Source organism: Pseudomonas cremoricolorata (assembly GCF_000759535.1).
Classification (GTDB): Bacteria; Pseudomonadota; Gammaproteobacteria; order Pseudomonadales; family Pseudomonadaceae; genus Aquipseudomonas; species Aquipseudomonas cremoricolorata_A.
On sequence record NZ_CP009455.1, the window covers coordinates 3,108,996 to 3,132,623 of the forward strand.

Genomic DNA, 23,628 nt, shown 5'->3' on the forward strand with positions numbered 1-23,628 from the left:
CTTCCCGTCCATCCCCGAGAGCCATGACGGTCAGGGGCGGCAGCCTACAGGTAGACTATTGCGTTGTGGTGAAAGTCACAGTGCACCTGGCAAATGAAGTACAGGTGTTCACTGAAACGTGCATTTTCAGGTTCTATGGCAGTCCTGTCCAGTGCCAGGCCGAACATTAAGACTGCCGGATTTCTCCATCAACCGCCAGTCGTGAGCGTCTGATCGGGCAGCCAGCGTCGCAGCACCTCGAGCAGTTCGCTGCGTTTGAGCGGTTTGCTCAGGTAGTCATCCATGCCCGCGGCCAGGCAGCGTTCACGATCGCCCTGCAAGGCATTGGCGGTCAGGGCTATGATCGGCATCTGCCCCGCAGGGCCCAGCGCGCGGATGCGCCGGGTCGCTTCGTAGCCATCGATCAGCGGCAGACGGCAGTCCATCAGCACGGCGGCGAAGGTCTGTTGCTGAACCCGGTCCAGGGCTTGCTGACCGTCCACGGCTACCCAGGTCTGGAAACCGAAGCTGCGCAGCATGCCCTCGACGACACTGCGGTTGACCGGGTTGTCCTCGACCAGCAGGATCGGCCGACCACCTCCGTCGAGGGTATTGTCCGGGGGCGCGCCGACGGCCAGCACCGGCAGCGCTGAAAGCGTCAGCGGCATGTCGAGGGTGAAGGTCGAGCCCAGCCCGGCGCGGCTTTCACCCTGCAACTGACCACCCATGCGTTCGGCCAGGGTGCGCGCGATGGACAGGCCCAGGCCGGTGCCGCCATAGCGCCTGGAAATGGAGCTGTCCGCTTGCTGGAAGGCGACGAACATCATTTCCAGGCGTTCGGCGTCGATGCCGATGCCGGTATCGCGCACGGCGCAGGTCAGATGCACCCGCTCGGCGTCGAGCAACTGCCAGGTGGCCTCGATCGCCACCTCGCCGCGCTCGGTGAACTTCAGTGCGTTGCCGATCAGGTTGAGCAGGATCTGGCGGATACGCGTCGGATCGCCGACCACCTGCAACTCGTCGCACCCTGCGGACAACTGCAGGCGCAGGGTGAGCCCGCGCTGGCGGGCGCTGTGCTGGAACGATTGCACGCAACTGCGGATCAGCTCGCCCAGGTTGAAGTCGATCGATTCCAGTTGCAGGGTGGTGCGCTCGATGCGCGAGAAGTCGAGGATGTCGTTGATGACCTTGAGCAGATGCCCGGTCGACTCGCTGGCCACGCTGGTGTATTCGGCCTGTTCCGGCGTGAGCTCGGTGGTATCGAGCAATTGCAGCATGCCCAGCACACCGTTCATCGGGGTCCGCAGCTCATGGCTCATCATGGCCAGGAAGTCGGATTTGGCGCGGTTGGCCTGCTCGGCCTCCTCGCGCGCCTGGGTCATCTGCGCCATGGCTTGACGCTGTTCGTCGCTGGCCTGTTCGAGAGCGAAGGCCAGGTTGTTGATGTGCGCCGCCAGGTGCCCCAATTCGCTGTCATCGACCACCGGCACATGCGAGGTGAAGTCGCCTTGCTGAATCGCTCGCACCGCTTCGCCCATGTCGCTGATCGGCTTGGACAGGCTCATGGCCAGGCGCCGCGCCAGCATGAAGGTGAAGGCCAGGGCGAAGAGGGCGAGGATACCGGCTTTGATGACGATTTCCTGTTGCCGCTCGCTGAAGGCATCATCGGACATGCCGACGATCACCCGACCCAGGTAGTCATCGCTGACGTCGCCGGCGGTGTCTTGCCCAGGCTGCAGGAAGTCGTTGTCCAGGCGGATCTGCTGCAGGCGAATCGGCGCCTGGAACACCTCCACGCGCTGCGCCCGGTTGGTGCTCTCGTCGGACTGCTCGACGTACACCAGAATATGATTGCGACTGTCCTGCACCTCGAGAAAGCGCACATGAGGAATGCTCAGGGTGGCGCGCATCAGGCTTTCCAGCACTTCGTTGTTGCCCGAGATCACCCCGTATTCGGAACCCGGCGCGAGCTGGTTGGCGATCAGCTGACCGGTGTGATTGAGCTCCTGACGCAAATCCTGCAGACGCACGAAGGTGAAGAAGCCGATCAGCAGCAACGTCAGCAGCAGGGCCGGGCCGAGGCTGATGATCTGCGTGCGGGTATGGATATCCCAGCTCAGGCGCTTGCTCATGGGGTGGATGCTCCTGCGCCGATCGCCTGGGCAGCGGCGCTCGGGTCGATTGGCTCGAGGCCCAGCGCGCGGGCCACCTGCTGGTTGCCGCTGACGCCGAAGGGTCTGGGGTAAAGACTGCGCGGCCAATGACTCGCAGGCTGATCGAGCAGGTGATCGAGCACCTCCAGCCAGTCGGTCTGGTCGCTGTACGTGCTGGCCAGCGCGCCTGCGCGGACGAAACCTGCGTTTGGGCCGATCAGCGCCATCTGCCGGCCATAGCTGCTCAGCAGCAGGGTCTTGGCGGTCTTGGAGTTGTACAGATCAGGGTCGTCCAGGCCCAGCAGCACATCGCTGCTGCTCAGCAGTTGCTGCAAGGGGCGGCTGTCGCGGGGATCGTCCCAGGCCTTGCTGACCAGTTCCAGGCCCAGATGGCGGGCCGCCTGCTGCAACTCGGCGAGCAGAAAGCGGCTGTGCTCGCCATACAGCACGCCCACGCGCCTGGCCTGGGGCAGCAGGTAACGGGTCAGGCGCAACTGGCGCGCCGGCTCCGGGTCGCTCCACAGCAGGCTCAGGTAGTCCGGGCGGCTGTCACCCAGGCGCTGCTGGATCTGTACGCGGTTGACCCGCAGCGCCAGGGCCGCAGGGCCGGGCGTCTCGCTCAGGCGCCACTCCAGTGCTGCCGCATCGAGCAGCACCAGGCGGGTGTGGGGGGGCAACTGTGAGGGGCGGGGCAACTGCGCGACCGTGCGCAACTGCACGTGGTCGTGTTCGCGGCGCGCCTGCAAGCCTTCGCTGAAACTGCGATAGCCCGACTGCGCCTCACCGCCGACCAGCAGCACATCATCGCCGGCCACACCCGTCAGGGGCCACAGGCACAACGCCAGCCAGCAGAGCAGGCGGCGCATCAGAACTCCAGCTCGGCGCTGAACAGCAGGCGGTGGCGGCTGTCGTAGCGATTCTGCTCCAGGGTGATGGGCTGGTCGTCCAGGCGCTGCTGCCACAGTGCAGCCAGTTCAAGGCGGCTACCGTGGATGCGCAGCTGTTTGGCCAGGCGCAGGTCGAGGCGCTCGTAGCGGTACTGGTTGAGCGCGTCATCGCCGTAATAGAACAGGCCGCTGGACCAGCCACGACCCCATTCGCGCAACCACCCGGCCGAACCACTGTTGCGGGCGCTCAGACGACGGTCGGCGGGGTTGCTGGCCCAGGCATCGACATAGGCGTAGGTCAGGCGCAGGCGATCGCGGGCGTTGAGTTGCCAGTCCAGTTGCGTCTCGCTGCCGGTGAAGCGCGCCTTGTTGGCGTTGCTGGCGATGAACTGGTTGTTGCGCAGCGGCTCGCTGATCATGCCGGTGATCTCATCGGCGAACAGTTTCAGATCGACGCTCAGGTCGAGGTCACTGAAATAGCCGTTGTAGCCCAGTTCGCGCGAGCGCATGCGTTCCTGGTCAAGGTTGCCGGGGCCACGGGTCTTGACGAAATATTCACCGTTCTGCAAGCCGTAGACGTTACGGCTGAGGTTGCGCACGGTGTAGCTCCAGTTGACGTTGTTCTCGAACATGTCCGGCGAACGCACCGCCTCGGAGTACACCGCGCGCAGGCCGTGGCGCGGGGTGATCAGGTAGTTGACCGCCACGCGCGGGGTCAGCGAACTGCCGGTCAGCCGGCTGTCTTCGAACATCGCGCCACCCTGCACGATCCAGTGTTCGTCGACACGCCACTCCAACTGCCCGAACAGGCGCCAGGTCTGGTCGTCGAGACTGCCGTTGAAGTAAGTGGCCGAGTCGGCGCGGTCGTAGCGCAGGTTGGCGCCACTGAGCAGGCGCACGCTGTCGCTGAGACTGACAGTGTCCTGAATTTCCAGGTCGTAGCGGGTTTCGCGGGTGCTCTGGTCGACGTCGCCACACACCACTTCACTGGCGCCATTGCGCCATTGCTGGCTGATCGCATCGACCAGCGCGCGCTGCTCGGCATCGTTGCTCGGCGGCGGATCGTTGGCGCGTCGTGCGACCTGCTCGGCGTAGTTCGGGTTGAGCTGCCACAGGCGCGTCAGCTCGGGGCTGAAGGCCAGGCTGGCGTCACAGGCGCGCCATACTTGCTGGCGGTCGAAGTGCTGCGCCGAGCCCTGCACGTAGAGGCTGTGACCGGCGTTGAAATCGATGTTCCAGCGCAGCGAGGCGGCGTAGTCCTTGGCGATGGCATCGGCGTCGGGTCCACGCTGGGTGACGTAGGGGAACACCGGCTGGTAGGTGTAGGGACGCTGGTTGCTGCCTTCCTTGGCCGCCAGTTGCCAGTCCAGCGACTGGTTCGGGGTCAGGGTATGGCTGGCACTGAGGTTGAAACGGGTCAGACGTCGGCTGTCGCGGTAAGGCTGGCCGAATTGGTCGTGGTCGAAGCCGTCATCGGCCATGCCCGACATCGACAGGCGCAGGTCACCGCCGTCCCAGCCCAGGCCCTGGCTTGCGTAGAAATCGTCGATGCCGTTTTCGCCGCGGGTGATCTTCAGCCGCGTGCCATGGCTGTCGGCGGGGCGCCGGGTGAGGATGTTGACCACTGCCATCAACGCGTTGGCACCGTAGCTCACGGTGTTCGGCCCGCGAAACACCTCGATGCGCTCGATGTCTTCGATGGCCAGGGGAATGTCGCTCCAGTCGACCGTGGCCAGCCCTGCGCGGTACACCGAGCGGCCGTCGATCAGCACCTGCATGCGCCGGGCGTCGCTGACGTTGCTGCCATGGTAGTTGACCGTCGGCTGGTTGCCCGCGCCGTAGCCGATCATCATGCCGGGCACCAGGCGCAGCAGTTCGGGGATGTCGCGGGCGCCGCTGGCGTGGATCAGCGCTTCGTCGAGCACGGTCATGCTGCCGGGTACGGCGGCCGGGGACTGTTTCAGTCGAGTGGCGGTCAGAACCTCTGGCAGCGCCTGGTCATCGATGAACAGATCGTCGCCCAGCACCGGTCCGCCGAGCAGGGCAGTGGCGAGCAGCAGCAGGCGAGGGGCAGGGGACGCGCCAATGGACACGGTACGGCCTTGATTCGGGAGTTAGCCGGCTATGGTAAACCAGCCTGCGGCTTTTGCCAGTGGCCCTGGAGCGAGCTTTGCAGAGGCGCGGACGCAGGCAAGAAGCGCTGGTGAGCAGGGGCCTGGCCCGTATAATGCGCCAGGCGCAAACAACTCAACGGCTTTGATGGATGAACTATGACTGAACAGCAACCTGTCGCGGTGCTGGGGGGCGGCAGCTTCGGCACCGCCGTTGCCAACCTGCTGGCCGAGAACGGTGTGCCGGTACGCCAGTGGATGCGCGATGCGCAGCAGGCCGAGGCGATGCGCGTCAATCGGGAAAACCCGCGCTACCTCAAAGGTGTGCGTCTGCACGATGCCGTCGAGCCAGTGACTGACCTGTTGGCCACGTTGCAGACCTGCGAGCTGCTGTTCGTTGCCCTGCCATCGAGCGCCCTGCGCAGTGTGCTGGCGCCCCATGCGCAAGTGCTGGCCGGCAAGGGCCTGATCAGCCTGACCAAGGGCATCGAAGCGCAAAGCTTCAAGCTGATGAGCCAGATTCTCGAAGAGATTGCCCCGCAGGCACGCATCGCCGTGCTCTCGGGGCCGAATCTGGCCCGGGAAATCGCCGAGCACGCGCTGACCGCAACGGTGGTGGCCAGCGAAGACGAAGCCCTGTGCCAATGGGTTCAGGACGTGCTGCATGGCCCGACCTTCCGCGTCTATGCCAGCAGCGACCGCTTCGGTGTCGAACTGGGCGGCGCGCTTAAAAACGTCTACGCCATCATCGCCGGCCTTGCGGCAGCGCTGGGCATGGGGGAAAACACCAAGAGCATGCTGATTACCCGCGCCCTGGCCGAGATGACCCGCTTCGCGGTCAGTCAGGGCGCCAACCCGATGACCTTCCTCGGGCTTGCCGGGGTGGGCGATCTGATCGTCACCTGTTCCTCGCCCAAGAGCCGCAACTACCAGATCGGCCAGGCGCTCGGCCAGGGGCTGTCGCTGGCCGAGGCGGTCGAGCGCCTCGGCGAGGTGGCCGAGGGGGTCAACACCATCAAGGTGCTCAAGGCCAAGGCCCAGGAAGTGCAGGTGTACATGCCCCTGGTCGCTGGCCTGCACGCGATTCTCTTCGAGGGGCGTACCCTGGAACAGGTGATTGCCCACCTGATGCACGCCGAGCCAAAGACCGACGTCGATTTCATTTCCACCAGCGGTTTCAACTGATCCAAGGAGCGACACATGAGCCCAACCCCGGAACGTGGCCAGCACGAATCGCTTTTCCTGCGCGTGCTGTGGATGCTGTTCTTCCTGCTGGTCTGGCACCTGGCCGAACTGATGCTGGGCGCACTGGTACTGGTGCAGGTGATCTACCGCCTGGTCTACGGCGCGCCCAACGGCAGCGTGATGAATGCCGGCGACAGCCTCAGCCAGTACCTGGCGCAGATCGGCCGCTTCGGCACTTTCCACACCGAACAGAAACCCTGGCCATTCGCCGACTGGCCGGCGCCACGTCCTGCCGAGGGTGAGGCGCCACACACTGTCGAGCCGCAGGCGCCAGGCAGTGAAGGGCCCAAGCCATGAAACTGTGGGTGCTGCGCCACGGCGAGGCAGAGGCCACGGCTGCCAGCGATGCGCAGCGGCGCCTGACTGCGGCAGGCCGCGAGCAGGTGTTGCGCAGCGCAGCGCGCCTGCTGGGCGAGCCGGTGCAGGCCATCTTCGCCAGCCCCTATGTGCGCGCCCAGCAGACCGCCGCGCTGCTGCACGCTGCGCTGGATTTCCCGCAAGCAGTGGTCGAAGCGCCCTGGCTGACGCCGGACAGCGACCCGTTGCAGGTCATCGCCGAGCTGGAGCGCTGCGGCCACGAGCACGTCGTGCTGGTCAGTCACCAGCCGCTGGTAGGGTCTCTGGTCAGCCTCTTGCACCAGGGCCATCGCCAGCAACCGGCCGCCATGGGTACCGCGAGTCTGGCCGAGCTGGACGGCGAGTGGCCACTGGCGGGGCTGATGACACTGCAGGCAATCCATCATCCCTGAACGCTGCGCAACTGACATTTTTGTCAGTTGCCGGGCTTTCCCTGGGCTTGCTAGCGTCTGTACTCAATACGAGGGCAAAGCCCAGGGAAGTAACCGCAATGAGCATTCGGTATCTGGAGTTGGCTGGTTCTGCAGACCTGCGACCCACGCTGGAAAAGATAGAGAACAACCAGACCCTCGATTTTGCCGAATACCGTCTGCTTCAGGACAGTGCCAACGCTAAACTCGATCAGTTGCTGCGCAAGCACCAACACCCCCACGATCTCGAAGAACTGCGCCTGACCAGCGTACGCATGGCGCATCTGCTGCAAAGCAGTTGCCTGGCGCTGCGCCGGCTCGACCTGGAACCGCGGGACAAACGCCTGGCCCGCGAGGCCCTGGCGGCGCAACTGGCCTATATGCAAGCCTGTCTGCAACGCTCGCTGATCAACTTCGACTGACCCTCAATGACCTGATCGCCCTCGGTGATGACCTTTCTGAGCATTGCCGGCGCTGTCTGCCGCGCCGACAATGGGCCATCTTTTCGCCATTGCCCGGTGCGCCATGTCGCAGCAGATCTTCTTCGCCCACGCCAACGGCTTTCCCTCTGCCACCTATGGCAAGTTGTTCGCAGGTCTGGCCCCGGACTACCAGGTGCATCACCTCGAGCAACACGCCCATGACCCGCGCTTCCCGGTAGACGACAACTGGCAGCAGTTGGTCGAGGAACTGCTCTACCACCTGGCCCAGCAGGCAGGACCGGTCTGGGGCGTGGGGCATTCGCTGGGCGGTGTGCTGCACCTGCATGCTGCGCTGCGTGCGCCGCAGTTCTACCGGGGCATCGTCATGCTCGACTCGCCGCTGCTGACCCGTGTCGATCAATGGATGATCCGTCTGGCCAAGCGCCTGGGCCTGATCGACCGCATCACCCCGGCAGGGCGAACCCTGGGACGGCGCGAAACGTTCGCCGACCGCGACGCGGCGCGCGGCTACTTTGCCAGCAAGCGTCTGTTCGGCCAGTTCGACCCCGAATGCCTGGAAGCCTACCTGGACCATGGCCTGCAGCCGGCGGAGCAGGGCGTGCGGCTGCGCTTCGATGCGGCCACCGAAATCAGCATCTACCGCACTATTCCGCATGCCAGCCCCACGCCTGCACGGCTGCTGCAATTGCCAGTGGCGCTGGTGCGCGGAGCCAGCAGTGGCGTGGTGCGTCATCATCATGGCCTGGCTGCCCGCGGCTTGCCCCGCGGTGAATACATCAGCGTGCCTGGCGGACACATGTTCCCCCTCGAGCAACCCACCGCCACCGCCGAATTGCTCAAGGGCCTGCTGGCTCGTTGGGGGCAGGCATGAGCGTGCAGGTCGAGGAACTGCGCCTGGACCTGGGTCATATCGAGTTGGCCGCGCACGTGTTCGGCCCCGTCGACGGCCTGCCGCTCATCGCCCTGCATGGCTGGTTGGACAACGCCAACACCTTCGCGCGCCTGGCCCCGCGTCTGCGCGGGCTGCGGGTGGTGGCGCTGGATCTGGCCGGGCATGGCCACTCGGCCCACCGGCCACTGGGGGCCAGCTATACCCTGGCCGATTATGCCCATGATGTACTGCAGGTGGCCGAACAGCTCGGCTGGCAGCGCTTCGCCCTGCTCGGACACTCGCTGGGTGCGGTGATCAGTGTGCAATTGGCCGCCGCGCTGCCCGAGCGGGTCAGCCACCTGGCATTGATCGATGGCCTGATCCCGCCGACCGGCGAGCCCGACGACGCTGCCGAGCGCCTGGGCCTGGCCCTTAGCGCGCAACTGCGCCGTGGCGCGCGACACAAGACCGTGTACCCGACGCTGGATGCCGGCATCACCGCGCGCATGAAGGGCATGGTCGCGGTCAGCCGCGAAGCGGCCGAATTGCTCGCCCAACGCGGCCTGATGCCCGTGGCGGGCGGCTACAGCTGGCGCAGCGACAGCCGTCTGACCCTGCCATCGGCCGTGCGCCTGAGCCAGCGGCAGGCCTGGGCCTTCGTCGAGCGTGTGCGTTGCCCTGCTTGCCTGGTGGTGGCTGCAGACGGCCTGCTGCTGGCGCACGATGCACTGCTGCAGCAGCTACCCTTCGAACAGGTGCGGCTGCCGGGTGGGCATCATTTACATGTAAATGACGAAGCGGGCGCCGCCCTTGTTGCAGACTGTTTCAATCGCTTCTTTGGCTTTCCTTGACTTGCACCGGGCAAGTGCCGAGGCTTGCCGGGTCGATCAGGGAGAGTTCCATGCCAACGCCAGACATTCACATGCATCACAACGGCCATGCATGCCGCCAGGGTGGCCGATGAGCATCGTCGTTTCGCTGCGCAGTGCCCTTGGCCTGTGCCTCGCCTTCGCCAGCCCCTGGGGGCTCGCCGAAACCCTTCCCGTACCGCAGGATGCCAAGGTCGTCGACCAGCGCTCGGCCATGGAGCAGGAGCGCGTCTACCCCATGGGGCCGCTGCGCAAGATCAGCGGCCGACTGCGCCTGGAGAACAAGGTCGAGGCGCGCGGCCAGGTCAGTTCGCAGACCTACGAACTGCCGGTCGAACGCAGCGCTCGCGAGGCCTTTACCAGTGCTCGGGAAGCCTTGCAGCAGGACGGTGGCTACCCACTGTTCTGGTGCCAGGGCCGTGATTGCGGCGAGGCCAGCCTGTGGGCCAACGATGTCTTCGGCAATGCCCGGCTCAATGGCGGTGACGAACAGCAGGCGTTCATCCTCCTGCGCCGCTCAGCCGAGCAGGCCGACACCCTGGTGGCGTTGTACAGCGTCACCCGCGGTAATCGCCGTGCCTACCTGCATGTCGAAGAGTTCGTCGCCGCCAGCCCGCTGGGTGAGCTGTTGCCCACTGCCGCCACGGTGCTGCGCGAAATGCGCGACACTGGCAAGCTCGACTACCCTGATCTGCGTGCGCCACAACCGGCCTGGGTCGGGCTGCTGGCACGCAGCCTGAACCTCGACAGCACCTTGCGTGCCTCGCTCAGTGGCGATCAGGCCGAGGCCTGGCGTGAGCAACTGACCAAGGCCGGCGTACGCAGTGCCCGCCTGGAGGTGGGCGATGCGCCTACCGAGGGTCTGCACCTGGAGCTGATCCGCTGAGTAACCTGTCGATGCCCAACCATGATCGTCTGCTGGTGCAAATCCTTCTGCTGGCGCTGTTGGGCGCGGCCTTGTGGGTGATGGCACCGTTCATTTCCGCACTGCTCTGGGGGGCCATTCTGGCGTTTGCCAGCTGGCCGCTGATGCGTTTGCTGACGCGCCTGTTGCGTGGCCGCGAGACACTCGCAGCGGGCCTGCTGACCGGCATGTGGATTCTCCTGGTGGCCTTGCCGCTGGTGTGGCTGGGCTTCAACCTGGCCGACCATATCCGTGATGCCACCACCTTCGTGCGCGATGTGCAGGTCGATGGCCTGCCCGAGGCGCCGTCCTGGCTGGCCGGTCTACCGCTGGTGGGGGAACGTCTGGTGGCGATGTGGGACACCGTCGATCAGCAGGGCCCGGCCTTGCTGGCCTCGGTCAAGCCGTACCTGGGCCAGACCGGCAACTGGCTGCTGGCGCGCAGCGCGCAGATCGGCGGCGGCATTCTCGAGCTGAGCCTGAGCCTGGTATTCGTGTTCTTCTTCTACCGCGACGGGCCGCGCCTGGCGGCCTTCGTGCTGCGTCTGTTGCAGCGGCTGATCGGTGAACGCGCCGAGTACTACCTGGAACTGGTCGCCGGCACCGTGCAACGGGTGGTCAACGGCGTCATCGGCACCGCAGCGGCCCAAGGCCTGCTGGCGCTGATCGGTTTTCTTATTGCCGGCGTACCCGGGGCGATCGTCCTGGGCCTGGTGACCTTCATGCTCAGCCTGATCCCCATGGGGCCACCGCTTGCGTGGATACCGGCGACCGCCTGGCTGGTGTGGCAGGGTGAATACGGCATGGCAGTGTTCCTCGGCATCTGGGGCACCTTCATCATCAGCGGTGTCGACAACGTGCTCAAACCCTACCTGATCAGCCGCGGCGGCAACCTGCCGCTGGTGATCGTGCTGCTCGGGGTGTTCGGCGGCCTGATCGCCTTTGGCTTCATTGGCTTGTTCATCGGTCCGACCTTGCTGGCGGTGGGCTACAGCCTGTTGCTCGACTGGAGTCGGCAGGCCAGCACCAGGCCGCCCCTCGCGTAGCGATCAGTCTCAGCCGACCAGCCACGCTGGGGTCACCAGATTGATGCACCTGCCCCGTCGATGTGCACCCATCGGTTGGCGGTTGGCCTCACAGTTTCAGTGGATTCGATACAACTCTATGATTTTAATGGCAATTTCAGAGTTGGCCTGATGCTTGCTCTAACGCTTCCATACTTGGATACAAGATGGAATGCGCCATGCACATCGAACACTCACCTTTCCTCGGCTGGACTGTCCGTGACTGGGCCACGGCCTACCGCGAGCGATCGCTGACCCCGGACAGCCTGCTGACGCTGCTGGAGGCGCTTCCCGCGGGTGATCCTGCGTGGATAAGCCTGGTCGAGCGCGAGCAACTGGCGCTGCAACTGGCGGAGTTGGAGCAGCGTCTGACGGCGGTACAGGGCGACCTCGAGCAACTGCCGCTGTATGGCGTGCCGTTCGCGATCAAGGACAACATCGATGCGGCCGGCTGGACCACTACCGCCGCCTGCCCGGCGTTCGCCTACAGCGCCGAGCGCGATGCCACCGTGGTTGGCAAGTTGCGCGCTGCCGGTGCGATCCTCATCGGCAAGACCAATCTGGATCAGTTCGCCACCGGCCTGGTGGGCACGCGCTCGCCCTATGGTGCAGTGCCCAACAGCTTCGACCCCGACTATGTCAGTGGCGGGTCGAGTTCAGGCTCGGCGTCGGTGGTTGCCCGTGGCTGGGTAGCGTTTTCCCTGGGTACCGATACCGCAGGCTCGGGGCGTGTCCCGGCTGGCTTCAACAACATCGTCGGCCTCAAACCGAGCAAAGGGCTGCTTTCCACCACAGGGCTGGTGCCTGCCTGCCGGACCGTCGATTGCATCTCGGTGTTCGCCCTGACGGTCAGCGATGCGCAAACGGTGGCTACCATCGCTGGCGGTTATGACGCCACCGATCCCTATTCGCGGCCCAACCCCAACACTGCGCCCGTTGCCGTTGGCAGCCAGATCCGCCTGGCGATCCCTGACACGCTGGAGTTCTTTGGCGATAGCCAGAATCGCGCCGTGTTCGAACGGTCTCTGGCGGCGTTCGAAGCGTTGGGCGCGCACATCTGCACGATCGATTTCGCGCCCTTCAAACAACTGGCCGAGCAGCTGTACTACGGGCCCTGGGTGGCCGAGCGGACCGTCGCGGTGCAGGACGTGCTGGCTCGCATGCCTGAAGCGATGGACCCGGTGGTGCGCGGCATTGTCGAAAATGGCCGCGCCTACACCGCCTGCGATGCCTATGAGGCCGAATACCTGCGCGCGGCGCTCAGCCGCCAGATCAACGACAGCCTGGCGGGCTTCGACGCGCTGCTGGTGCCGACCTCGCCAACCCTGCGCACGCTCGAGCAAATGCAGCAAGAGCCGGTGCTGTACAACGCCCAGTTCGGCTACTACACCAACTTCACCAACCTGGCAGATCTTTCGGCGCTGGCGCTGCCCGCCGGCTTGCGCAGCGATGGCTTGCCTGCCGGCATCACACTGATCGCTCCGGCCTGGCATGACAGGGCGTTGGCGGATCTGGGCAAGCGCTGGCAGAACCACCTGAATCTGCCCCTGGGTGCGACGGGACGTACCCTGTCCGCGCCGTTGCCACCTTGCGCAGGACCGAGCGAGGGCAGTGTGCGCGTCGCGGTGGTCGGTGCTCACCTGACCGGTATGCCGCTCAATTTCCAGCTGACCACGCGCAACGCGGTGCTTGTCGAACAGACCCTGACCGCCGACCACTATCGCCTCTATGCCTTGGCAGGCACCGTTCCGCCCAAGCCGGGCCTGGCCCGTTCCGACAGCGGCAGCTCGATCATCGTCGAGCTGTGGGACCTGCCCATCGCGCGATTCGGCGAGTTCGTCGCCGAGATCCCGGCACCGCTTGGCATCGGCACCTTGAACCTGGCCGACGGGCGCAGCGTGAAAGGTTTCATCTGCGAACCATGGGCACTGAGTGACGCCCGTGACATCACCGAGTTCGGCGGTTGGCGCGCCTACATCGCCAGCCTGCAGAACGCCTGAACACCCGCCTTCCGGCAAGCGGAAGGCTCAGCCAGCCATCGGCCCCACCACAGGGAGCGCAGCATGTTCCATACCGTCCTGATCGCAAACCGCGGCGAGATCGCCGTGCGTGCCATTCGTACTCTCAAGACCCTCGGGGTCAAGGCCGTGGCCGTGTATTCCGAGCCTGACCGCAACGCCGCGCACGTGCTGATGGCTGATGTCGCTATCGCCTTGGGCGGCGAGAAAGCGAGCGACAGCTATCTGCGGATCGACAAGATCCTCGCCGCCGCGCAAGAAACCGGAGCCCAGGCGATCTACCCAGGCTATGGCTTCTTGTCGGAAAGCGCGGAGTTCGCCGAAGCGTGCGAAGCGGCGGGTGTCGCGTTCATCGGCCCGACCGCCGGGCAGATCCGTGAGTTCGGCCTCAAGCACAGGGCCAGGGAGCTGGCCGCGGCCGCCGGCGTGCCCATGACGCCAGGCTCGGCGTTGCTCGACAGCGTGGAGCATGCCCTGGCAGAAGCCGAGCGCATCGGCTACCCGGTGATGCTCAAGAGCACGGCGGGAGGCGGGGGGATCGGCCTGACGCGCTGCGATGACGCCGTCACCCTGCGTGAGGCCTACGACGGCGTGAAGCGCATGGGCGAGCAGTTCTTCCGCGACTCGGGCGCCTTCGTCGAGCGCTTCATCGACCAGGCGCGGCACATCGAAGTGCAGATTTTCGGTGACGGCAAAGGCCAGGTCGTGGCCTTGGGTGAGCGCGACTGTTCGCTGCAGCGGCGCAATCAGAAAGTGGTCGAAGAAACGCCGGCACCGCACCTGCCAGCCGCGACTCGCGAGGCGCTGCATCGCGCGGCGGTCAACCTCGGCCAGGCGGTGAACTACCGCAGTGCCGGGACGGTGGAGTTCATCTACGACGCTGCCAGTGACGCCTTCTATTTTCTCGAGGTCAATACCCGTTTGCAGGTCGAGCATCCGGTCACGGAAATGGTCACCGGCCTGGACTTGATCGCGTGCATGCTGCAGGTCGCCGCCGGCGATGCGCTGGACTGGCAGGCGATGGAACGGCCGCCGCAAGGTTGCGCCATCGAAGTGCGTCTCTATGCAGAGGATCCGCTCAAGGGCTTTCAGCCAAGCCCTGGCACCCTCACCGAGGTGTTCTTCCCTGACGATGTGCGTGTCGATGGTTGGGTGAGCAGTGGAACCGAGGTGTCGGCGTTCTATGATCCGATGATCGCCAAGCTGATCGTGCACGGCGAAAACCGCCAGCAAGCGATCGGCAAGTTGCAGACCGCGCTGGATGCCACCCGTCTGCACGGCATCGCCAGCAACCTCGACTACTTGCGCCAGATCGTTGCCGAGCCGCGTTTTCTGGCCGGCCAGGTGTGGACGCGCATGCTCGACACCTGTGCCTTCACGGCAAGCGTCATCGAAGTGCTGGAACCCGGAACCTACAGCAGCGTGCAGGATTATCCAGGCCGTCTGGGGTACTGGAACATCGGCGTGCCGCCCTCAGGGCCGATGGATGATTACGCCTTGCGCCTGGCCAACCGGATCGTCGGCAACCCTGCGACGGCGGCCGGTCTGGAGTTCACGCTGCAAGGTCCTTCCCTGCGCTTTCACTGCGCTGCGCTGATCGCGCTGACGGGCGCAGAATGCCCGGCGCAGCTCGACGGTGCAGCGATTCCCTACTGGACCCCGGTACAGGTCAACGCTGGCCAGGTGCTCACCCTCGGTCGTGCGCTGGACGGCTGTCGCACCTACCTGGCCGTGCGCAATGGTCTGGATGTGCCGATGTACCTGGGCAGCCGCTCGACGTTTGCCCTGGGCCAATTCGGCGGGCATGCGGGGCGCACCCTGCGCACCGCCGACATGCTGGCCATCTCGCAACCCGAGCGGGCGGCCTGCACCACCCCGGCACCGGTCAGTGCGCCCTGTGCGGCACCGGCAGCGATGATTGCGCAGTACGGCACGACATGGGACATCGGCGTGCTCTACGGTCCCCATGGCGCCCCGGATTTCTTCACTGCCGAGTCCATCGAGACCTTCTTCGCCACGCAATGGGAAGTGCACTACAACTCCAACCGCCTCGGCGTGCGCCTGTCCGGGCCCAAGCCCGGCTGGGCGCGAATCGATGGTGGGGAGGCCGGACTGCACCCCTCGAATGTGCACGATTGCGAGTACGCGATCGGCGCCATCAACTTTACGGGTGATTTCCCGGTGATTCTGGGCAAGGATGGCCCGAGCCTGGGCGGCTTCGTGTGTCCGGTCACGATCGCCAAGGCCGAGTTGTGGAAGGTGGGGCAGGTCAAGCCGGGGGACAAGCTGCGCTTTCATCCGATCAGCTTCGAGCAGGCACGACAGCTGGAGCAGGCCCAGGAGCAGAGCATTGCCACGTTGACGGCGGTCAAGGCGCAGACCTTGCCCGTGCCATCGTTGCTGCCCGCGGCGACGTCCTCCGCCGCCATACTGGCCGAACTCGCTGCCGATGACAGCCGCCCGCGGGTCGTCTACCGGCAAGCCGGAGATAACTACATCCTGATCGAGTACGGCGACAACGTGCTCGACATCGCCCTGCGCCTGCGCATTCACCTGCTGATGCAGGCGCTCGATGCACGGCCGTTGCCGGGCATCGAAGAGCTGGCCCCTGGCGTGCGTTCCCTGCAAGTGCGCTACGACGGCCAGGTGCTGCACCAGCGCGCGCTGATCGAGCATCTGCTCGAGCTTGAACAGGCGCTGGGCGATGTGGCGAACGTGAAGGTGCCGACACGCATCGTGCACTTGCCCATTGCCTTCGAGGACAGCGCCACGCTGGATGCCGTCACCCGCTACCAGGAAACCGTGTGCGCTCAAGCGCCGTGGTTGCCCAACAACGTCGATTTCCTGCAGCGCATCAATGGTCTGGAACATCGCGATCAGGTCAGGGACATCGTCTGTGAGGCCAGCTATCTGATTCTCGGCCTGGGTGACGTCTACCTCGACGCGCCCTGCGCGGTGCCACTCGATCCTCGTCATCGTCTGCTCAGCTCCAAGTACAACCCCGCACGCACGCACACCGCCGAGGGCACGGTGGGCATCGGCGGCATGTACATGTGCATCTACGGCATGGACTCACCCGGTGGCTATCAACTGGTTGGGCGTACCTTGCCGATCTGGAACAAGTATTCGAAGAACGCGCAGTTCAAGGATGGCAACCCATGGCTGCTGCACTTCTTCGACCAGGTCAAGTTCCATCTCGTCGAAGAAGATGAGCTCAACGCGTTTCGTGAGGCCTTCCGCGAAGGGCGCGCCGAGATCCGCATCGAGCAAACCGAGTTCGATTTCGCCCAATACACCCAGTTCCTGCAAACCCACGCACCGAGCATCGCCCAGTTCCAGTCGCGTCAGAAACAGGCGTACGAAGCAGAAGTCGAGCGCTGGAAAGAGGCGGGCTTCGACCAACCACTGGCGCTTGCTGAGCCCATGCCCAGTGAAGAGCCAGAGCACGCGGGGCACCCGGTCTGTGCCGATCTCAACGGCAATGTGTGGAAAGTGCTGGTCGAGCCAGGGCAAACGGTCAGGGCGGGAGACAAGTTGCTCATCATCGAGGCGATGAAGATGGAGCTCGCAGTACTCGCACCCGTGGACGGCAGGGTGGCCGCCGTTCGCTGTGTACCCGGGCGGCCGGTGATACCGGGTGATGTACTGGTCTACCTCGACGCGCAGGCAATGGCCGACGCGTGAACAGCGATCGAGCAGGCCTCGACACCCTGCTCGCCATTGAGTGATCCGCCATGCAGATTTCATCGTTGAAAAAGCCCCCCGTGCGCCCGGAAAACCTGGTCGAACGAATCTATCAGCAGCTCAAGCGCGATATTTTCGAGTTCCGCCTGCTGCCAGGTGATCGCTTCAGCGAAGGGGAGGTGGCCCAGCGCACGGGCGTCAGCCGCACCCCGGTGCGTCAGGCGTTGTATCGCCTCGAACGTGAAGGGTATCTGGAGGTTTATTTCCGAAGTGGCTGGCAGGTCAGACCGTTCGACTTCAACTACTTCGAAGAGCTGTACGACGTGCGCACCGTGCTCGAACTGGCTGCCGTGGGCCGCCTGTGTTCGAGCCAGGCCCACAGCCATCCGGTGCTCGAAGCGTTGAAAGCCACCTGGCTGGTCGCCGACTGCGACCGCTTGCGCGATGCAGCGACGGTCTCGGAGCTGGATGAGCGTTTCCACTGTGAGCTGGTTGAAGCCACCGGCAATGCCGAAATGGCGCGCCTGCACTTCGAGGTGACGGAAAAGATTCGCATCATCCGCCGACTCGACTTCACCCAGCAGCCGCGTATCGCCGCCACCTACGAGGAGCACGGGCGCATCCTCGGCGCCATCCTCCAGCGTCGTGCGGATCACGCACAGAAGTTGCTCAAGGCCCACATAGAGGTCAGCAAGAAAGAAGTACGCAAGATCACCCTGCACAGGCTGCATGTCGCCCGCCAGCGCGCACAGCTCAAGACGCTGGGTGACCGAACCCTTGATGCAACTGCCGAGCACTGCCCAGAACGCCAATGACCAACACCATGGAGCATCTCAATGAAACGTCGCAGTCTGATCAAAGCCTTCACCTTGTCCGCATCGATCGCCACCTTGGGCCTGACCTGGACCGTCCAGGCCGCCGAGACGATCAAGGTCGGCATCCTGCACTCGCTGTCCGGCACCATGGCGATCTCGGAAACGTCGCTCAAGGATGTGGCGTTGATGACCATCGACCAGATCAACGCCAAGGGCGGTGTGAACGGCAAGTTGCTCGAACCGGTGGTGGTCGACCCGGCCTCGAACTGGCCACTGTTCGCCGAGAAGGGCCGTCAATTGCTGACCCAGGACAAGGTCGCGGTGGTGTTCGGCTGCTGGACCTCGGTGTCGCGCAAGTCGGTGCTGCCGGTGTTCGAAGAGCTCAACGGCCTGCTGTTCTACCCGGTGCAGTACGAAGGTGAAGAGATGTCACCGAATGTCTTCTATACCGGTGCCGCGCCGAACCAGCAGGCGATCCCGGCGGTTGAATACCTGATGAGCGAAGACGGCGGCGGCGCTCGGCGTTTCTTCCTGCTGGGCACCGACTACGTGTATCCGCGCACCACCAACAAGATCCTGCGCGCTTTCCTGCACAGCAAGGGCGTGGCGGACAAGGATATCGAAGAGGTCTACACCCCGTTCGGTCACGCCGATTACCAGACCATCGTCGCCAACATCAAGAAGTTCTCCGCCGGGGGCAAGACTGCGGTGGTTTCCACCGTCAACGGCGACTCCAACGTGCCGTTCTACAAGGAGCTGGCCAATCAGGGCCTGAAGGCCACCGACGTGCCGGTCATGGCTTTCTCGGTGGGCGAAGAAGAGCTGCGTGGCATCGACACCAAGCCACTGGTGGGCCACCTGGCGGCCTGGAACTACTTCGAGTCGCTGGATAACCCGGTCAACCGGACGTTCGTCGCCGACTGGAAAGCCTACGCCAAAGCCAAAGGCCTGCCGGGCGCCGACAAGGCTGTGACCAATGATCCGATGGAAGCCACCTACGTCGGCCTGCACCTGTGGGCGCAGGCGGCGCAGAAGGCGGGCAGCACCGATGTGGACAAGGTTCGCGCAGCGCTGGCCGGGCAGAGTTTCGAGGCGCCATCGGGCTTCACCTTGACCATGGACAAGACCAATCACCACCTGCACAAACCGGTGATGATCGGCGAAATTCAGGATGACGGGCAGTTCGACGTGGTCTGGCAGACCGAAGCGCCGTTGCGCGCCCAGCCCTGGAGCCCGTTCATTCCGGGTAACGAGCAGCGCCCGCAGCACGCCGTGAAAGGGCAATGAGGCCCGGGGCCTGCGCGCCTCTCAGCTGGCGTCCAGGCCCGGACCGCACACCATCGATCATTTCCACACAGGGACTACGCGCCATGCCCAAGGCCCTCTATCGCCTTTTGCTTTGCCTGTGCCTATGGCTGCCGTTCGCGGCCAACGCCAGTGAAGCGCAAGATTTCGCCAGTGCCAGTGCCAACGACCGTGCGCGTCTGCTGCAGGAGTGGGCGGCGCAGCCTGACCCCGCGCGGCTCAGCCTGCTCGATTCGCTGCAGCAAGGCCGCATCGGCCCTGACCAGCCGCGCACGCTGCGCCTGAACAACCGCCTGCGCGGTCTGCTGGACAACGCGCTGGCCAGCCAGCGTTTGCTCAGTGACGACGCGCAGGTTCGGCTTCAGGCCGCGCAGCACTTGCAAAGGCGTGCGCAGCCGACCCAGCTCGCCCTGCTCGAACGGCACTATGCAGCCGAGACCGACGCCGCCGTGCACGCCGCCCTCGGCCTGGCCCTGGCCAATCTGCAACTGGTGGCAGCCGAACCGTCCGTGCGCCTGGCCGCCGTACGCCTGTTGGGAGAGAGCGGCGATCCGCTGGCCCGCACGCGCCTGCAGGCACTGCTTGAACCTGCGGTCGAACGCGACGAGGGGGTGCGCACTGCAGCCAGGACCAGCCTCGATCAGGTCGAGCGAAAACTGTTGATCGGCGAGCTGCTTGGCCAGGCGTTCAGCGGTTTGTCACTGGGCTCGGTGCTGCTGCTGGCGGCGCTGGGGCTGGCGATCACCTTCGGCCTGCTGGGGGTGATCAACATGGCCCATGGCGAAATGCTCATGCTCGGCGCCTACAGCACCTATGGGGTGCAGATCATGGTCCAGCGCTACGCGCCCGGTGCGCTGGAGTTCTATCCGCTGCTGGCCCTGCCGGTGGCGTTCGCGGTGAGTGCCGGGGTCGGCATGCTCCTGGAGCGTACGGTGATTCGCCATCTCTACGGACGGCCCCTGGAAACGCTGCTGGCCACCTGGGGCATCAGCCTGATCCTGATCCAGGCCGTGCGCCTGATCTTCGGTGCGCAGAACGTCGAGGTGGCCAACCCGGGCTGGCTCTCTGGCGGTGTCCAGGTGCTGCCGAACCTGATGCTGCCGTGGAGCCGCATCGTCATCATCGGCTTCGCCCTGTGCGTGGCGCTGCTGACCTGGCTGCTGCTCAACCGCACTCGGCTGGGCCTGAACGTGCGGGCGGTGACGCAGAACCGCAACATGGCAGCCTGCTGTGGCGTGCCGACCGGGCGGGTCGACATGCTCGCCTTTGGACTGGGCTGCGGCATTGCCGGCCTCGGCGGCGTGGCCCTGAGCCAGATCGGCAACGTTGGCCCTGATCTGGGCCAGAGCTACATCATCGATTCGTTCCTGGTGGTGGTGCTTGGCGGCGTCGGACAACTGGCCGGCAGCCTGTGGGCCGCCTTTGGCCTGGGCGTGGCCAACAAGCTGCTGGAACCGCAGATCGGTGCGGTGCTCGGCAAGATCCTCATCCTTGCGCTGATCATTCTGTTCATCCAGAAGCGCCCGCAAGGCCTGTTCGCCCTCAAAGGACGGGTAATCGACTGATGAACCAGCCACTGCTTGTCACTGCCACGCAAAAAGCCGGGCCCCGGCTATCCCTGGCCATCGGCGCCATGGTGCTGCTGATGCTGATCGCACTGCCGCTGCTGTCGCTGTTGCCCGACAGTCACAGCCTGCACGTCTCGGCGTATACCCTGACCCTGGTCGGCAAGATCCTGTGCTACGCCATCGTCGCGCTGGCACTCGACCTGGTCTGGGGTTACGCCGGGCTGCTGTCGCTCGGGCACGGGCTGTTCTTCGCCCTCGGCGGCTACGCCATGGGCATGTACCTGATGCGCCAAGCCGCAGGCGATGGCCTGCCTGCCTTCATGAACTTTCTGTCGTGGCAGGAGCTGCCCTGGTACTGGGCCGGCACCCAGCATTTCGCCTGGGCCTTGTGCCTGGTGGTGCTGGCACCGGGCTTGCTGGCCCTGGTGTTCGGCTACTTCGCCTTCCGCTCGCGGATCAAGGGGGTGTATTTCTCGATCATGACCCAGGCACTGACCTTTGCCGGGATGCTGCTGTTCTTCCGTAACGAGACCGGCTTTGGCGGCAACAATGGTTTCACCAACTTTCGCAGCGTGCTCGGCTTTGACATCACCGCACCGGGCACCCGCGCTGTGCTGTTCCTGCTCACCGTGGCGCTGCTGGCGAGCAGCCTTTACCTCGGCTGGCGCCTGGCCCAGAGCAAGTTCGGTCGGGTACTGACCGCCCTGCGCGACGCCGAGAATCGCGTGATGTTCTGCGGTTACGACCCGCGAGGCTTCAAGCTGTTCATCTGGGTGCTCAGCGCCGTGCTCTGTGGCCTGGCCGGGGCGTTGTACGTGCCGCAGGTGGGCATCATCAATCCCGGCGAAATGTCGCCGACCAACTCCATCGAAGCGGCGGTCTGGGTCGCGCTGGGCGGTCGCGGCACGCTGATCGGGCCGCTGCTGGGTGCGGGCCTGGTCAATGGCTTCAAGAGCTGGTTCACCGTGGCGTTCCCGGAAGTCTGGCTGTTCTTCCTCGGCGCGCTGTTCATCGTGGTCACGCTGTTCCTGCCCAAAGGGCTGGTCGGCCTGTTGAAGAAAAGGGACGAGCCATGAGACCTGCGCCGATTCATCCTCACTGCATGCTCGAGCCGATCATCGATGCCGGCCAAGGGCGGGAAGCCATTGGTCTTGGCCATGTGGCTGCGCCGGGTCTGGATGCGCGCCATGGGACGGTGCTGACCCTCGAAGACATCACCGTCAGTTTCGACGGCTTCAAAGCCATCGACGCCCTCGACCTCTACATCGGCGTCGGCGAACTGCGCTGCATCATTGGCCCCAACGGCGCGGGCAAGACCACGCTGATGGACGTCATCACGGGCAAGACCCGTCCCACCCGTGGCAAGGCCTGGTTCGGCGATACCCTCGACCTGACCCGCATGAGTGAAGTGCAGATCGCCCAGGCCGGCATCGGCCGCAAGTTCCAAAAACCCACGGTGTTCGAAGCGCTGACGGTATTCGACAACCTTGAGCTGGCGCTCAAGACCGACAAATCAGTGTGGGCCTGCCTGGGCGCGCGACTGAGTGAGGAGCAGCGCGGGCGCATCGACGACGTGCTCGGCACGATCGGCCTGCAAGCTGCGCGTGGCCGTGCTGCCGGATTGCTGTCCCACGGGCAGAAGCAATTTCTCGAAATCGGCATGTTGCTGATGCAAGACCCACAACTGCTGTTGCTCGACGAGCCAGTGGCCGGCATGACCGACGCCGAGACCGAATTCACCGCCGAGCTGTTCAAGCGTCTGGCCGGCAAGCATTCGCTGATGGTGGTGGAGCACGACATGGGCTTCGTCGGCAGCATTGCCGACCACGTCACCGTGCTGCACCAGGGCCGCGTGCTGGCCGAGGGGTCGCTGCAGCAGGTGCAGGCAGATGAGCGAGTGATCGAGGTCTACCTCGGCCGCTGACACCACACATCGACCATGACCCGGCGGTGTCTGGGCAGTGGTCATTGGAGCGTTCGAACATGTTGCAAGTAGAAAAGCTTCACCAGTACTACGGCGGCAGCCACATCCTGCGCGGGCTGTCGTTCGACGTGAGGATCGGCGAAGTCACCTGCCTGCTGGGGCGCAATGGCGTGGGCAAGACCACGCTGCTCAAGGTGCTGATGGGCCTGCTGCCGGCAAGGGAAGGGGTGGTGAGGTGGGAGGGGCGCTCGATCACCGCCGCCAAACCGCACCGCCGCGTGCAGTCCGGTATCGCCTACGTGCCCCAGGGGCGGGAGATTTTCGCCCGCCTGACCGTGGAAGAGAACCTGTTGATGGGGCTGTCCTGCTTCACAGGCCCGCAGGCCAGGCAAGTTCCCCCGTTCATCTACGAACTGTTCCCGGTGCTGTTGGATATGAAGCATCGGCGTGGCGGTGATTTGTCTGGGGGGCAGCAGCAACAGTTGGCCATTGGCCGAGCGCTCGCCAGCCGGCCTCGGCTGTTGATTCTCGATGAACCCACCGAAGGCATTCAGCCTTCGGTGATCAAGGAAATCGGCAGCGTGATCAAGTCCCTCGCCGCGCGTGGCGACATGGCGATTCTGCTGGTCGAGCAGTTCTACGATTTTGCCGCCGAACTGGCCGACCAGTACCTGGTCATGTCCAGGGGTGAAATCGTCCAGCGTGGCGCTGGGCCGCAGATGGAGGCCGAGGGTGTGCGCGGGCTGGTCGCCATCTAGGGTGATGGCGCGCTGTGCGCGACGGCACTGGACGACAGCCTGGCGCCTGACGCCCGTAGACACGTTTTTTTACGCGTCCTTTACGCGTCGCCAGACGTTTCGCTCTCGCACCTTTACGCACCGGTCTCTGAAAATTCCCCTACGGTATTCAACCCTGGGGAATCGACCGATGTCCATGATTGACGGTGCGTCGCTGCTGCTGGCAGTGGCGCTGGCGGGGTATCTGCTGGTCGCGCTGCTGCGCACCGGTCGCCAATAGGAGC

The 23,628-nt window shown here is 64.8% G+C and carries 20 protein-coding genes; 17 read left to right on the top strand and 3 right to left on the bottom strand.

Annotated elements, in window-relative coordinates; genetic code table 11:
• Positions 1 to 188: 188 nt before the first annotated feature.
• The 3 genes from LK03_RS13945 to LK03_RS13955 are packed head-to-tail and all read right to left on the bottom strand — an operon-like array spanning position 189 to position 5,112.
• Positions 189 to 2,111: an ATP-binding protein gene (locus LK03_RS13945; RefSeq protein ID WP_038412961.1), complete on the bottom strand. Its 1,923-nt coding sequence runs from the start codon at positions 2,109 to 2,111 to the stop codon at positions 189 to 191.
• Positions 2,108 to 2,998 (bottom strand): ABC transporter substrate-binding protein, encoded by an 891-nt coding sequence (locus tag LK03_RS13950; protein WP_038412962.1) that lies wholly within the window; start codon positions 2,996 to 2,998, stop codon positions 2,108 to 2,110. Before LK03_RS13950 ends, LK03_RS13945 begins: the two co-directional genes overlap by 4 nt.
• Positions 2,998 to 5,112 (bottom strand): TonB-dependent receptor plug domain-containing protein, encoded by a 2,115-nt coding sequence (locus tag LK03_RS13955; RefSeq protein ID WP_038412963.1) that lies wholly within the window; start codon positions 5,110 to 5,112, stop codon positions 2,998 to 3,000. Before LK03_RS13955 ends, LK03_RS13950 begins: the two co-directional genes overlap by 1 nt.
• Positions 5,113 to 5,289: 177 nt before the next feature.
• Between LK03_RS13955 and LK03_RS13960 the strand changes: the two genes are divergently transcribed.
• The 17 genes from LK03_RS13960 (at position 5,290) to LK03_RS14040 (ending at position 23,624) form a co-directional block, all read left to right on the top strand.
• Positions 5,290 to 6,315, top strand: a complete 1,026-nt coding sequence (locus tag LK03_RS13960) for an NAD(P)H-dependent glycerol-3-phosphate dehydrogenase (protein WP_038412964.1) — start codon at positions 5,290 to 5,292, stop codon at positions 6,313 to 6,315.
• Positions 6,316 to 6,330: 15 nt separating this feature from the next.
• Entirely contained in the window at positions 6,331 to 6,672 is a 342-nt protein-coding gene (locus LK03_RS13965; RefSeq protein WP_038412965.1) for a DUF4389 domain-containing protein, read from the top strand.
• The gene (gene sixA / locus LK03_RS13970; RefSeq protein ID WP_038412966.1) at positions 6,669 to 7,124 is read left to right on the top strand and encodes a phosphohistidine phosphatase SixA; all 456 of its coding nucleotides are present in this window, start codon (positions 6,669 to 6,671) and stop codon (positions 7,122 to 7,124) included. The genes LK03_RS13965 and sixA overlap by 4 nt, the downstream gene beginning before the upstream one ends.
• A gap of 98 nt (positions 7,125 to 7,222) precedes the next feature.
• A complete protein-coding gene (locus LK03_RS13975; RefSeq protein WP_038412967.1) occupies positions 7,223 to 7,564 on the top strand; it encodes a hypothetical protein in 342 nt (113 codons plus the stop codon).
• Positions 7,565 to 7,667: 103 nt separating this feature from the next.
• Positions 7,668 to 8,456 carry an alpha/beta fold hydrolase gene (locus LK03_RS13980; RefSeq protein ID WP_038412968.1) on the top strand — a complete coding sequence of 263 codons (789 nt, stop codon included), beginning with the start codon at positions 7,668 to 7,670 and terminating at the stop codon, positions 8,454 to 8,456.
• A complete protein-coding gene (locus LK03_RS13985) occupies positions 8,453 to 9,307 on the top strand; it encodes an alpha/beta hydrolase (protein WP_038412969.1) in 855 nt (284 codons plus the stop codon). Before LK03_RS13980 ends, LK03_RS13985 begins: the two co-directional genes overlap by 4 nt.
• Before the next feature lie 109 nt (positions 9,308 to 9,416).
• On the top strand, positions 9,417 to 10,211 hold the full coding sequence (locus LK03_RS13990; RefSeq protein WP_038412970.1) for a DUF4892 domain-containing protein: 795 nt from the start codon (positions 9,417 to 9,419) through the stop codon (positions 10,209 to 10,211).
• An 11-nt stretch (positions 10,212 to 10,222) separates the two neighbouring features.
• Positions 10,223 to 11,275: an AI-2E family transporter gene (locus LK03_RS13995; RefSeq protein WP_038412971.1), complete on the top strand. Its 1,053-nt coding sequence runs from the start codon at positions 10,223 to 10,225 to the stop codon at positions 11,273 to 11,275.
• Between the two features lie 197 nt (positions 11,276 to 11,472).
• Positions 11,473 to 13,293, top strand: coding sequence for an allophanate hydrolase (gene atzF, locus LK03_RS14000; protein ID WP_038412972.1), 1,821 nt, complete (start codon positions 11,473 to 11,475; stop codon positions 13,291 to 13,293).
• Between the two features lie 63 nt (positions 13,294 to 13,356).
• Positions 13,357 to 16,995 (top strand): urea carboxylase, encoded by a 3,639-nt coding sequence (gene uca / locus LK03_RS14005; RefSeq protein WP_038412974.1) that lies wholly within the window; start codon positions 13,357 to 13,359, stop codon positions 16,993 to 16,995.
• A gap of 50 nt (positions 16,996 to 17,045) precedes the next feature.
• A complete protein-coding gene (locus tag LK03_RS14010; protein ID WP_049870491.1) occupies positions 17,046 to 17,810 on the top strand; it encodes a GntR family transcriptional regulator in 765 nt (254 codons plus the stop codon).
• A gap of 21 nt (positions 17,811 to 17,831) precedes the next feature.
• On the top strand, positions 17,832 to 19,097 hold the full coding sequence (gene urtA, locus LK03_RS14015) for an urea ABC transporter substrate-binding protein (RefSeq protein WP_038412975.1): 1,266 nt from the start codon (positions 17,832 to 17,834) through the stop codon (positions 19,095 to 19,097).
• An 83-nt stretch (positions 19,098 to 19,180) separates the two neighbouring features.
• Entirely contained in the window at positions 19,181 to 20,680 is a 1,500-nt protein-coding gene (urtB, locus tag LK03_RS14020; protein WP_038412976.1) for an urea ABC transporter permease subunit UrtB, read from the top strand.
• Entirely contained in the window at positions 20,680 to 21,759 is a 1,080-nt protein-coding gene (gene urtC / locus LK03_RS14025) for an urea ABC transporter permease subunit UrtC (RefSeq protein ID WP_038412977.1), read from the top strand. The genes urtB and urtC overlap by 1 nt, the downstream gene beginning before the upstream one ends.
• Positions 21,756 to 22,607, top strand: a complete 852-nt coding sequence (gene urtD, locus LK03_RS14030) for an urea ABC transporter ATP-binding protein UrtD (protein WP_038412978.1) — start codon at positions 21,756 to 21,758, stop codon at positions 22,605 to 22,607. The genes urtC and urtD overlap by 4 nt, the downstream gene beginning before the upstream one ends.
• Before the next feature lie 59 nt (positions 22,608 to 22,666).
• A complete protein-coding gene (urtE, locus tag LK03_RS14035; RefSeq protein WP_038412979.1) occupies positions 22,667 to 23,365 on the top strand; it encodes an urea ABC transporter ATP-binding subunit UrtE in 699 nt (232 codons plus the stop codon).
• A 169-nt stretch (positions 23,366 to 23,534) separates the two neighbouring features.
• Positions 23,535 to 23,624 carry a potassium-transporting ATPase subunit F gene (locus tag LK03_RS14040; RefSeq protein WP_038412980.1) on the top strand — a complete coding sequence of 30 codons (90 nt, stop codon included), beginning with the start codon at positions 23,535 to 23,537 and terminating at the stop codon, positions 23,622 to 23,624.
• The last annotated feature ends 4 nt before the right edge of the window (positions 23,625 to 23,628 follow it).